Raw genomic sequence first — 12456 nt, forward strand, 5'->3', positions numbered from 1 at the left:
GGGGGGAACCTAGGTCGGCATGGCCGCACCTCGTGTGAGACAAATCACATGTTTCGAAAAACTGTTCCGGACTGTCCGGCAGTATTCATAGCCGTCAAATATCGCAGGAATTTTAGGGAGACGTGACAGCGAGGGCAAGCTGGCCGTCGGTCGCGTGTCGCGGTGCGCGAGCAACCACGCGATCCCAAGAGATCAGCAATGGATCGGCGGGCGTCACGGATGAATCTTGAGCAGGCCTGCCCAATTCTCAGGCCCGGCTGATCCAATTTTTTGTACGTCCCGGGACAAGCCTTCCCGGCATCGTTCCCCGTAGCCTTTCCGTCGAGTTTTGGGACATGGCCTTGCCATGACAAATTCGGAGGAGTTGGCAATATGCAAAATTGGCTTTGTGGGAGTGGATGGCGCGCGTCGCGTTCAGTGTGCCTGGCGATATTGAGTGCCGTCGCCGCCGCCGGGCTTTTGACGCCGGTTGGCGCCCAGGCTGCGCCTGCCGAATGCGCCGCATTGCAGGCGAAATATCCGGACTGGAAGGGCAAGACGCTGGTCAACGCCATCAACCCGCATACACCGGGTTATGAAGCGATCGATCCGAAGGATCCCAGCAAATATGTCGGCTTCGACATCGATCTCGGCGAGGAGATCGGCGAGTGTCTCGGCTTCAAGCTGACCTACAAGGCGGTGACGTTCGCTGCGCTGCTCACCACATTGGCGAGCGGGCAGGCCGACATCGTCATCTCCGACATCTATGCCACCGAAGAGCGGGCCAAGGCGGCCGACTTCATCACCTATTCGAAGGTGTTCGACGGCGTGCTGGTCGCCAAGGGCAATCCCAAGGGCATCAACGGCATCAATCTGTCGCTGTGCGGCGCCGCAGCCGCCGAGAATACGGGCTTCGTCGAGGTGCCGCTGGTGCAGGCGCTGATTCCGCAATGCAAGGCCGCCGGCAAGCCGGAGCCGACGCTGCAGCTCTACGACAACAACGCGAACTGCATCCAGGCCATCCTGGCGGGGCGCGCCGACACCTACGTCAACGACGTCAACACGGTCGACAACGCCGTGAAGGCCTATCCCGACAAGCTCGAAAAGGCGGTTGCGGTCACCATTCCGTATTCGGTCGGCATCGCCGTGCCGAAGGACAAGCCCAAGTTCCGTGAAGCCGTGATGGCGGCGCTGACTGAAATCCACAAATCCGGCGATCAGCTCGCGCTTCTGAAGAAGTGGGATCTCGACCCCAATAACCTGAAAGAGCCGGGACTGCTGACCGTCAACTGATCCTGATGTCGCTGTTCCTGCACTATCTCAGTCTGTCGTATCTGCTCGAGGGCATCGAGATCACCCTCCAGGTGACTGCCCTCGGGCTCGGCGGCGGGCTGCTGCTGGGGTTGATCCTCGCCTCGATGCAGCTCAGCCGGTTCGGGCTGCTGGCAGGGTTGGCGCGGGGCTACACCGTGATCTTCCGCGGCACGCCGCTGATCCTGCAAATGGTGTTTGCCTACGACGCGCTGCCGCATATCGGCATCAAGCTGCCGGCGATCCTCGCGGCAGGTCTCGCATTGGCCTGTAACGAAGCTCCCTTCATCGCCGAGATGTTGCGCGCCGGTGTGCTGGGCGTCGATCGCGGACAACTCGCCGCCGGGCAGGCACTGGGCATGACGCCATCCGTGCTGCTGCGGCGGGTGGTGGCCCCCCAGGCGATCCGGACCATGATCCCGGCGTTCGGCAACGAGGCCGTCAGCGCCTTGAAGAATTCGTCGCTCGCCTCGGTGATCGCCGTGCAGGAATTGACGCTCCGAAGCACGCAGCTTGCATCCTCGACGTTCGACTTCTTCTCGATCTTTTTTGCCTCCGGCCTGCTGTATCTGGTGCTGACGGGCGCCGTCAGCCTGATCCAGCTCGTGCTGGAGCGGATGCTCGATCTCGACCGGCGCCAGCGCGGTCTTGCGGATCTCCTGCCGTGGCGGCGCGGCGATCCTGAAGCCGTGCTCGCGCTGGTCGAAAAGGCCGCGCCCGGTATCGAGGTCGCGGTGCCGCCCGCTGACATCCCGCCACCGGCGACGCGCGTTCTGTCGGCGGAGGGGCGCGCCAGGCGGGCCGCGGCGATCGCGCGCAACAACGTTGCGGTCGAGGTCAGGGACTTGCGCAAGAGCTACGGCGCGCAGGCCGTGCTTAACGGCGTCGACCTGACGGTGCGCGTCGGCGAAGTCGTGGCGTTGCTCGGGCCCAGTGGCTCCGGAAAGAGCACGCTGCTTCGCTGCATCAATCATCTGGAGGACTGGGACGCCGGCACCGTTCGGGTCGGCGGACGCCGTCTCGGCTTTTCCGAACACGGCAAGGCGTTGTCGCCGCGCGCAATCGCGAATGAGCGCGCCAGCGTCGGCGTCGGGATGGTGTTCCAGCAGTTCAACCTGTTCAGCCATTTGACGGCGAAGGAGAACATCGCGGGGCCGCTGCGCTGGGTCCACGGAATGACGCGGGTCGATGCCGACCGCCGGGCGAGCGAGCTGCTCGACCGCGTCGGCCTCAGCCATCGCGCCGATGCGCTGCCGCGTCATCTCTCCGGCGGCCAGCAGCAGCGGGTGGCGATTGCACGCGCGCTGGCGCCAAACCCGAGCGTGCTGCTGCTCGACGAACCGACCTCGGCGCTCGACCCCGAGCTCGTCAACGAGGTGCTCGAAGTGATCCGGCGGCTGGCGGTCGATGACGGCCTCACGATGATCATCTCGACCCACCAGATCCGTTTCGCCGACGAGGTGGCCGACCGCGTCGCCTTCCTCACCGGCGGCGCCATCCTCGAGGAGGGACCGGCGCACGAGGTGCTCTCCAACCCGCGCAACCCCGTCACGGCGCGTTTCCTCAACGTGATGGACGCCGACAAAACGCCGGAGACGGTGCGATGAACGCGACCGGCGACCGGACGATCCTCCGATCCATCGAAGAGGCATTTGCATGAGGCACTTCAATCTGCCGGTTTCGCCGGCGACCGTTCACTGGGGTTATTTCAGCAAGAAGGTCGCGCCCGCGCTCACGCTGCTTTCGGGCGATCGCGCCACGATCGAAACGCTGACCCATCACGCCAACGACGACTACGAGCGGATGATCGCGAACGATCCGGGCGCCGAAAGCGTGTTTCACTGGACGCGCGAGCACAAGGCGGTGGCGCGCCGCGGTGCCGGCTCAACCGACGCGCCGTTCATACGCGGCTCCGGCGAGGGGCTCGGCGTTCATCTGCTCACGGGTCCCGTCGCGGTCGAGAATGCCGAGCCGGGCGATGTCCTTGAAGTGCGTATCCTGGACATCAAGCCACGGCCGAGTTGCAGCGCCTGCCACGCCGGCCGCTGCTTCGGCTCCAACGTCGCGGCCAATTGGGGTTTTCACTATCACGACCTGATCGAGGAGCCGAAGCCGCGCGAGGTCGTAACCATCTTCGAGCTCGACACTTCGGGCGAACCCTTCGCCAAGGCGGTCTACAACTACGTCTGGACGCCGCAGACCGATCCCGACGGCATCGTTCATCCGACCATCGATTATCCCGGCGTGCGGGTCGATCACGGCACCATCCGCAAGCGCGAGAACATCCTGACGGGCGTCAAGGTGCCGGCGCGGCTGCATTTCGGCACCATGGGCTTGGCGCCGTCGGAAGCGGATTTCGTCAGCTCGATCCCGCCGAGCTATACCGGCGGCAATATCGACGACTGGCGGATCGGGAAGGGCGCGCGGATGTACTATCCGGTGGCCGTGCCCGGGGCCTTCTTCTCGGTCGGCGATCCCCATGCCGCCCAGGGCGACAGCGAGCTCGGCGGCACCGCGATCGAGACCTCGCTGACCGGCGATTTCGAATTCATCCTGCACAAGAAGAACGATCTCGGCGGTACCGCGCTGGAAGGGTTGACCCATCCGATGCTGGAAACCGAGCAGGCCTGGTCGGTCTATGGCTTCACCTATCCGAACTACCTCGCCGAGCTCGGCGCCAACGCCCAGACCGAGATCGCCAGCCATTCCAGCCTCGACCGGGCGATGCGCGACGCGTTCCGCAAGCTGCGCCGGTTCCTGATGACGGTACATCGGCTCAGCGAGGACGAGGCGATCTCCCTGATGTCGGTCGGCGCCGACTTCGGCGTCACCCAGGTCGTCGATGCCAATTGGGGCGTGCACGGCACCATCCGGAAGAACGTGTTCAGGTGCGATTAGGCGCAACTGGCACGCAGGTTGCTTCGATCGACCCCGATTGGGTCGATGCGATGAGCTTCCGTCCGTACACGAGCGAATCCTATGCGCAGGATGACCGGCCCGAGGCGTGGCGGGACGTGCTGGGCGCCATTGGCCTGCGGCCGGACCCCGCCAGGCCTCCTTATGATGGCCATGCCACCGCCTCGCACCGCAGCGCTGCCGGGATCGCGCTGACCCGGATCGCCGCGGGGGCGCAGACGGTGGCGCCATTGCCGCAGGGCGCCGAGGGCCTCCCGATTGCGCTGCTGCCGATCGACGACGGCGTGATGCTGCGGCATGGCGCCAGCCATCAGATCGTTCCGGTCGGCCACTTGCTGCTGTTGCCGAGGAGCGGGGATTGCAGCGTCGTGTTCCAGCGCGACATGCGGGCGATCGTGCTGTCGGTGACGCCGGACGCGCTGCACGGCCGGATTCCCGGCAAGCTGCGGCTGGGCGAGGCGCGCGTGGTGGCGCCGGGCGGCGTGGCCGCTGTCTTTTCCCGCATGCTCGATGCGACCGCGCGGACGCTGGAGACGCTGGACGACAGCGCATGGATGACCGTGGCGCAGGCCATGGCCGATCTCCTGCTCACCATTGCGCATCAGTTCGCCGGTGCGGCCCCCGATGCCCGCCATACCGCATCGCAGGCTGCGACCCTGCACCGGATCTGCCAGGCGATCGAGCGGCGGCTCGACGATCCCAACCTTGCGCCGGCGAGCGTCGCGCAGGCCGAAGGGATTTCGGAACGTTACCTGCAGAAGCTGTTCGAGGGGGTCGGCGACAATTTCACGCACTATGTGCGCGAGCGCCGGCTGCAGCGTGCCTGGGCCGACCTGTCCAATCCGGGCGAGGCGCATCGCTCGATTTCCGAGATCGCCTATCGCTTCGGCTTCAGCGATTCTGCTCATTTCAGCCGCGCCTTCCGCCATCGCTTCGGTCTGCCGCCACGCGAATTCCGCCAACAGGAGGCTGAACGCGCAGCCCCCGCGTCGATCGGCCAGCGCGGCTGGCCGCAGGATGCGCTGGCACAGTTGCGCACGCATCCGCCGGTGGCGACCTCGCCGAAAACCGCGGCAGTGTCGCGCGACGATGACCGCGCGGTTCATGGTGCGGTTCATGGTATTCTTGACGCACAGGCGCACCATCACCTCGCGGTCGAGGCGGACAAGGTTCACTGGGGCTATTTCAGCCGCACGCTGCCGCCGCAGGCCGAGATCGCATCGGGCGACACCATCACGATCGAGACGCTCTCGCAGCATGCCTCCGACGATCCGGAGCGGATGATCTCGGGCGATCCCGGTGCGGAGAGCGTGTTCGGCTGGACCGCGGATCGCAAGAATGTGGATCGGCGTGGCGCCGGCCCGATGGATGCCTCGGTGTTCGGGCGCGGGGCGGGCGAGGGGTTCGGCGTGCATATCTGCACCGGCCCGATCGCGGTGAAGGACGCGCAGCCCGGCGACGTGCTCGAGGTGCGCATCCTCGACATCGTGCCGCGGCCAAGCCGCCACCCGCAGTTCGAAGGCCGTGTGTTCGGCTCCAGCGTCGCCGCCTGGTGGGGCTATCATTACGGCGAATTTCTCGCCGGTCCGAAGCCGCGCGAGGTCGTCACCATCTACGAGATATTTCCCAGTGGAGACGGTTCATCGCATGCCCGGGCGCTCTACTCCTATCGCTGGGAGCCGCAGACCGATCCGTCCGGCGTGGTGCACGCGACCTATGATTATCCCGGCGTCCCGGTTGCGCCCGGCAGCGTCAAGCGCCGCCATGCCGTGCTTGACGGCATCCGCATTCCGCTGCGGCCGCATTTCGGCGTGATCGCGGTGGCACCGCGCGAGGTCGATTTCGTCGACTCGGTGCCGCCGTCCTATTTCGGCGGCAATCTCGACAATTGGCGGCTTGGCAAGGGCTCGACCGTCTATCTGCCGGTGGCCGTGCCGGGCGCGCTGCTTTCCGTCGGCGATCCCCACGCGGCGCAAGGCGACGGCGAGCTCAGCGGCACTGCGATCGAATGCTCGATGACAGGCACGTTCCAGGTGATCCTGCACAAGAAAGGCAGCCACACCGGACAGCCCTTCGCCGACCTGAGCTATCCCCTGATCGAGACCGGGACCGACTGGGTGCTGACCGGATTTAGCCATCCCAACTATCTCGCCGAGTTCGGCGCGCAGGGGCAGAGCGAGGTCTACGCCAAGTCGTCGCTCGATCTCGCGATGAAGGATGCCTTCCGCAAGATGCGTCGCTTCCTGATGAGCGTCAAAGGCCTGAGCGAGGACGAGGCGATCGCGCTGATGTCGGCGGCGGTTGACTTCGGCGTGACCCAGGTGGTCGATGGCAATTGGGGCGTGCACGCCATTCTGAGCAAACGGCTGTTCTGCGACGGCTGATCGCGCAAAGCGGAGACCAACAGTGAAATTCCATATGATTGCAGGCGGACCGAAGCCGGTCGCGCCGTTCAGCCATGCCGTCGAGACTGACGGCTTCGTGTTCGTGACCGGTCAGATGCCGGATACGCCGGCGACGCCCGGCGTGCTGCCGGATGGAATCGTCGCCCAGACGAACGCCGTGATGGAGAACCTGCGTGTCGTGCTCGCAGGCCTTGGTCTCGGCCTCGAGCATATCGTGATGTCGCGGATCTATCTGACGCGTTTCAACGACGACTATGCCGCGATGAACGAGACCTACCGGACGTTCTTCCCGCCGGATCGCCTGCCGGCGCGAACGTGCGTCGGCGTCACCGGGCTTGCCTATGACGCGCTGATCGAAATCGACCTGGTGTGCCGACGGCCGTGACGGCCGCTGACGTCATCCCAGATCGGTCAGGTCGCGCGGCAGCATGGCCTTGAACTGCGTCAGCGCCTGCCGCGCCTTCTTCGGCGGCAGCGTGATGGCGTGACGTACCGCGGCTGCGATCAGCGTCATCGTCAGTCCCGAGAGCGTGGCAAGGGTTGCGGCCGGCATGCCGGGCGCGACCCGCTTGATCGCATCGGACAACAGGCCCGAGAGCACGGCCATGTCCTCGGCATCGAGCTTTTGCAGCGCGCGGTCAGCCTGGGTCGCCTGCCAGATGTCGCGCACGCCCGGCTCGCGCATGAACATCTCGTAGTAGCTGTCGACGATCCGGCAGAGCGCAGGATGCAGATCGCGTGCGGTCGTGACCACGGAAAGGTCGCGCCTGACGCAGTCGCGCCCGGCGGCGTTATGACGTTCCGCAAGCGTGCCGATGATCGCGGCCTTATCCGGGAAATATTGATAGAGCGAGCCGAAGGCGACGCCGCTGCGCGCGACGATGTCGCTCATGCGGAACGCCTCGCTGCCCTTTTCCGCCATGATCTCGGTCGCACAGGCAAGGATACGCTCGAAGCGATCGCGGCTGCGCTGCTGCGTCGGGGCCATCCGCGCCAGCCCGGGCAGGGCGGCGCGCGCCGCCGGCGCGGCCTTTCGTTTCGTCATCGCTGTCCTCCACAAACCGGTTGACGTCTCTAATACGAGAGTTTATCGCATTTCACAAATACGAGTTATTCTCGCATTTGGAGGGTGGAGAGATGCGCCATATGCTGACCTCGGGCTTGCTGTGGTTTTCTGCGCTCGGCTGCGGCCTGCTTGCCGGGGTTTATTTCGCGTTCTCGGCCTTCGTCATGACCGCGCTGGGCCGCATCGATCAGGCCGCCGGCATCTCGGCGATGAACGCGATCGATGTCGCCATTGTCCGCTCGCTGTTCATGCCGGTCTTCCTCGGCACCACGCTGTCCTGTACCGCGCTGGTGGTGCTCGGCGCGCTGCGTTGGCAGGAGCCGGGCGCGATGCCTATGATCGGCGGCGGCATCCTCTATGTCGTCGGGATGTTCGTCGTCACCGCCGTCTTCAACGTGCCGCTGAACGATCAGCTTGCGGCCACCGATCCCGCGAGCGCTGCGGCCGCGCCGGTCTGGGCGCGCTATCTGACCGACTGGACCTTCTGGAACCACGTCCGGACCGTTGCCTCGCTGGCGGCGACCGCGCTGTTCACCGTCGCGATCGCTGCGGAATGAGGCGGGGGCGGGGACGCCCGAGCCAGAATCGCCGGCGCGGCGCAATGGCCGCGCCGACAGAGTGCTTCCGGACACGCGACGGCGCCGACAGGACAGCCGGGACGGACCTGCACCGCCCTGGAACGCCGGCAAACCCTTGTGCAGCAGAGGTTTACCGTCCGCCGCTAAAGTTTGGCCGGAGCCCCATTTGGTTCTTTGCAAGCCCGAAAGGCTTTGTTATACGCTGCCCGCTCGCGAACACTTGTTCGCCTATTCCTCGGTAGCTCAGCGGTAGAGCATTCGACTGTTAATCGAATGGTCGCTGGTTCGAATCCAGCCCGGGGAGCCAGTTTTGCTGGCCCCATCAACATCCGACATCGCCAATCACAAGCCTGTGGTCTGTTACCGGCAGAACCAAAAACGTCGTCAAATCGACTCAATAGCCGTCGACACTTCGTCTTGCCGGGTCTTGAGAGGTGATTTTGATGGCCATTAACCTGATCGACCTGTCGATGCCGCAGCCAACGCTCGTTCCGAACGATGCCCCCTGCATCAGTGATGACGAGTGCGTTCGCCTGCTCGCAAAAGCCGTCGAGGAGCACGATTCCGAGCATCTTGACGAAGTGGCCCGCCTGATCGGCCGGCTGGCGGTCACGATCGAGTAGGCGCGCGCCGCGGCGCATGTCCTGCACGCCAACGCCGTGTTGCGTTTTGGCGGAGCCTGTTCCAAAAGATGGCCCTGTTCGAGCTTCTCCAGCGGCAATGCCGCGATTTGCAGGGTCCCGCCAATGACCGGTTTTTCGACCGCGCGCCAGTACATGGTCGATGGTCAGGTGCGTCCGAGCGACGTCACCGATGATCGTATTCTCGAAGCCATGCTGACCGTGCCGCGCGAGGTATTCGTGCCGGCCGACAAGCAGGCGCTCGCCTATCTCGATCTCGATCTCGATGTCAGCGAGGGTGGGACGGCCAGGCGCTGCCTGATCACGCCGGCGCTGCTGGCCAGGATGTTGCAGGCCGCTGCGATCAAGGCCACCGACCGCGTCCTGGTGGTCGGCTGCGCAACCGGTTACGCCGCCGCCATCGTGGCGCGCATTGCGGCCGAGGTCAGCGCAACCGAGAGCGATTCGGCGCTGGCCGCCAAGGCGACCGCGGTGTTCGCCCGCCTCGGCATCCAGAATGTGACGGTCAAGACCGCTGCGGCCGCCGATGGCGATGCCGCGGGCGCGCCGTTCGACGTCATCGTCCTCAATGGCGCGACCGAGGCTCTCCCCACCGGGCTGTTCGGCCAGCTCAAGGAGGGGGGCCGGCTGGTCGGGGTGTTCGGCCTGACGCCGCCGCCGCGCGCCGCCCTCGTGACGCACTCCCACGGGGATTTCGGCCATCGTGAGCTGTTCGACGCCACGGCTCCCGTGCTGCCCGGACTGGAGCGGCTGCCCGCCTTCGTCTTCTGACTACCGCACTGCGCCAGCTGATAAAATCCCGTTCCGAATCAGAAGTGTGGCCCGTTTGCCCCATGTGAAGAGTTTCGACCGCGTTCCGTTGCGGGGTAGTTCCGTTGCCCTTAGCTGCGGACTAAGGTGAGGCGGGACTCACTTCGTCTGAGGCGACCGCCGGACCGACTTGCGTGTGGAGACGGCGACTACAATGATTGGATTACCGGGGATGCGTGGGGTGAAGGCTATCACCGCGGCTGCGACTGCCGTCCTTCTATTGGCGGAGATGGGCCCTGTGCCCGCGCTCGCCGAAACTATCGAATCCGCGCTGGTGCGGTCTTACCAGAATAATCCCCAGCTGAACGCACAACGTGCGTTGGTGCGGTCGACCGACGAAAACGTTCCGCAAGCGCTCTCGGGCTACCGCCCGAAGGTTTCGCTCACCGCGAATGCGGGCGGACAATATACCGATGAGCAATTGGGGCAGGGAACTCCGGCTGTGTCGGGCGTGAGCCGGCAGCGGACCGTCAGCCTCACCGCCAATCAATCGCTGTACAACGCGCAGACCGCGCCCAGGGTGCGGGCCGCCGAAAGCCAGGTGTCGTCGGCGCGCGAAGCATTGCGTGCGCTCGAGCAGTCCGTGCTGCTGGCCGCGGCGACCATCTACATGGACTATCTTCGTGACGCGGCCATCGTCGAGGTCCAGCGCAGCAATACGCGCGTGCTGGAACAGACGCTGAAGCAGACCCAGGATCGCTTCAACGTCGGCGAAGTGACACGAACCGACGTCGCGCAATCCGAGGCACAGCTTGCGGCGGGCAGGACCCAGCAGCTGACAGCGGAATCCAACCTGACGACGACGCGCTCGAACTACCGCCGCATCATCGGTGTCGACCCGCAGAATCCGGCGCCGGGCTCGCCGGTCGACCGGTACCTGCCGGCGACGCTGTCGGCCGCCGTCGAGCTCGGCCTGACCCAGAACCCGAACGTCACCGCAGCGATGTACGGCGTCGACGTCAACTACTTGCAGACCAAGGTTGCCGAGGGCGCGCTGCTGCCGTCGGTTGCGCTGCAGGCATCGGTCAGCCAGGGCTACGAAACGCAGTTGACCGTATACCGCCTCTTCAATGCCTCGGTCGGCGTTCAGCTGACGCTGCCGATCTATCAGGGCGGTGCGGAATACTCGCTGATCCGGCAGTCCAAGGAATCGCTGGCGCAGCAGCGCCTGGTCCTGGAACAGACAAGAGATCAGGCACGTGCCAACGTCGTGACCGCGTGGGGCCAGTTGATCGCCGGCAAGTCGCAGGTGGCATCGGCGCAGGCGCAGGTGACCGCGTCGGAGATCGCGCTGAACGGCGTCCGCGAAGAAGCCAAGGCCGGCCAGCGCACCACGCTCGACGTGCTCAACGCGCAGCAGGCGCTCGTCAATGCGCGCAACGCGCTGGTCACCGCGCAGCATGATCGCGTCGTCGCGTCCTACAACGTGCTGAACTACATCGGCCGTCTGTCGCCGCAGGTGATGGGCCTTGCCACCAGCGTCTACGATCCGAGCGTGCATTACCAGCAAGTTCGTGACAATTGGGCCGGCGTACGCACGCCCGACGGCCGCTAAACACCTTCACTTCATCGTCGCTTGTCGCGCCATGTTTGTGGTTCTGAGCTAATCAGAACCACGGACTGGCGCGTTTGCTTGCAATCGATAATTGGCCTGACATACCGTTTTATCGGGCAGCAAGCCGATTCGCGGCGCGCCGGCGTAGCGTGATGACGGGTGCGACGCCACCTGTGGTCACGCTGCAGTGGGCGACACGAAGCTTGCACAAAGCCTCGGGCGGGCTTGATCTGGGGACAAGTCGGGCGGGAGCCGTGAAAATCTCCGCCCGCATCATCGGAACCGGCGAATCCTCTCGGGCTTGATGTAAAATAAGTTTCGATGTGGAGTCGGAGATGACGCAACCTGCGAAGGTCCAAGAGCCCTCGATGGAGGAGATCCTGGCGTCGATCCGTCGCATCATTGCCGACGACGAGGCGAAGCCGGGCGCTGCCGAGAAGCCTGCGGCCGCCGCACCGCCGTCGCCGAAGGTTGAGCCGCCGCCCGCAGCCAAGCCCGCGATGAAGAGCCCGCCGCCCGCAGCGCCACCGGCCGCGAAGGCCGCCGCGACCGCGCCGAAATCACCGCCGCCTGCGCCGGCGCCGGCCAGCAACAGTCAGGACGACATCGACTCGCTGCTCGCCAGTCTCGACGAGGCGACGCCGGCGGCCGAGATCCGGCCGTCTCCGCAGCCCGAAGCCCAACCGGAAGCCGACGTGTTCGAGCTCACCGACGACATGGCACTGCCGGACCCTGCCCCTGCGGCAGCCGCGCCGTCGTTCCGCAAGGTCGAGCCGCAAGATGATGTCGAGTTCACCGAAGCCCGCAGCCGGGCGCAGGAACCTGGTCGCGAACAGCCTGCAAGCGAGCCTGCGCCGATGCAGCAGATCATCTCCGGAACCACGATGCGAGCGGTCGAGTCCGCGTTCAACTCGCTGGCCAACACCGTGCTGAGCAACAATGCTCGGACGCTGGAGGATCTGGTCAAGGAGATGCTGCGGCCGATGCTGAAGTCCTGGCTGGACGACAACCTGCCGGGGCTGGTCGAGCGGATCGTCAAGGCCGAGATCGAGCGGGTCTCCCGCGGGCGGTAGCTCCGCGCGGGAGGCCGTGCTGGCCGCGAGGGCCTGGCGGCCTCCATTTCAGCCCCCAAATGCCCAAAACACCCAAAACGCCGTTTTGACGTACCGGTCCGGTTGACTTGGTGCGCTCCGGC

At 65.4% G+C, this 12456-nt stretch carries 10 protein-coding genes, 1 tRNA gene and 2 pseudogenes; 12 read left to right on the top strand and 1 reads right to left on the bottom strand.

Translation table 11 applies throughout. The features are described 5' to 3' along the window. Nucleotides 1–372 precede the first annotated feature (372 nt). The 6 genes and pseudogenes from ACVINW_RS30675 (at nucleotide 373) to ACVINW_RS30700 (ending at nucleotide 6996) form a co-directional block, all read left to right on the top strand. Entirely contained in the window at nucleotides 373–1272 is a 900-nt protein-coding gene (locus tag ACVINW_RS30675; RefSeq protein WP_456754721.1) for an ABC transporter substrate-binding protein, read from the top strand. A gap of 5 nt (nucleotides 1273–1277) precedes the next feature. Continuing rightward, nucleotides 1278–2897 carry an amino acid ABC transporter permease/ATP-binding protein gene (locus tag ACVINW_RS30680; protein WP_456754722.1) on the top strand — a complete coding sequence of 540 codons (1620 nt, stop codon included), beginning with the start codon at nucleotides 1278–1280 and terminating at the stop codon, nucleotides 2895–2897. Between the two features lie 49 nt (nucleotides 2898–2946). Continuing rightward, nucleotides 2947–4188: an acetamidase/formamidase family protein gene (locus tag ACVINW_RS30685; protein ID WP_456754723.1), complete on the top strand. Its 1242-nt coding sequence runs from the start codon at nucleotides 2947–2949 to the stop codon at nucleotides 4186–4188. Between the two features lie 50 nt (nucleotides 4189–4238). Next, nucleotides 4239–5259, top strand: a pseudogene (locus ACVINW_RS30690) (helix-turn-helix domain-containing protein); the annotation flags it as partial. 83 nt (nucleotides 5260–5342) lie between these two features. Beyond that, nucleotides 5343–6590, top strand: a pseudogene (locus ACVINW_RS30695) (acetamidase/formamidase family protein); the annotation flags it as partial. 22 nt (nucleotides 6591–6612) lie between these two features. Beyond that, nucleotides 6613–6996: a RidA family protein gene (locus ACVINW_RS30700; RefSeq protein WP_456754724.1), complete on the top strand. Its 384-nt coding sequence runs from the start codon at nucleotides 6613–6615 to the stop codon at nucleotides 6994–6996. A 12-nt stretch (nucleotides 6997–7008) separates the two neighbouring features. Here ACVINW_RS30700 and ACVINW_RS30705 read toward each other — a convergent pair whose 3' ends face one another. After that, nucleotides 7009–7656: a TetR family transcriptional regulator gene (locus tag ACVINW_RS30705; protein WP_456754725.1), complete on the bottom strand. Its 648-nt coding sequence runs from the start codon at nucleotides 7654–7656 to the stop codon at nucleotides 7009–7011. Between the two features lie 92 nt (nucleotides 7657–7748). Between ACVINW_RS30705 and ACVINW_RS30710 the strand changes: the two genes are divergently transcribed. The 6 genes from ACVINW_RS30710 (at nucleotide 7749) to ACVINW_RS30735 (ending at nucleotide 12334) form a co-directional block, all read left to right on the top strand. Further along, on the top strand, nucleotides 7749–8234 hold the full coding sequence (locus tag ACVINW_RS30710; protein WP_456754726.1) for an anthrone oxygenase family protein: 486 nt from the start codon (nucleotides 7749–7751) through the stop codon (nucleotides 8232–8234). Between the two features lie 253 nt (nucleotides 8235–8487). Then, nucleotides 8488–8562, top strand: a tRNA-Asn gene (locus ACVINW_RS30715). 136 nt (nucleotides 8563–8698) lie between these two features. Continuing rightward, nucleotides 8699–8878, top strand: a complete 180-nt coding sequence (locus tag ACVINW_RS30720) for a hypothetical protein (protein ID WP_076859518.1) — start codon at nucleotides 8699–8701, stop codon at nucleotides 8876–8878. A 123-nt stretch (nucleotides 8879–9001) separates the two neighbouring features. Then, a complete protein-coding gene (locus ACVINW_RS30725) occupies nucleotides 9002–9667 on the top strand; it encodes a protein-L-isoaspartate O-methyltransferase family protein (protein ID WP_456754727.1) in 666 nt (221 codons plus the stop codon). Nucleotides 9668–9878: 211 nt separating this feature from the next. Beyond that, complete coding sequence (locus tag ACVINW_RS30730) at nucleotides 9879–11261, top strand: TolC family outer membrane protein (RefSeq protein ID WP_456754728.1); 1383 nt, start codon at nucleotides 9879–9881, stop codon at nucleotides 11259–11261. Nucleotides 11262–11596: 335 nt separating this feature from the next. Then, nucleotides 11597–12334 (top strand): PopZ family protein, encoded by a 738-nt coding sequence (locus ACVINW_RS30735; protein ID WP_456754729.1) that lies wholly within the window; start codon nucleotides 11597–11599, stop codon nucleotides 12332–12334. Nucleotides 12335–12456: the final 122 nt, after the last annotated feature.

The sequence above is a fragment of the Bradyrhizobium sp. USDA 4461 genome (genome assembly GCF_054055655.1).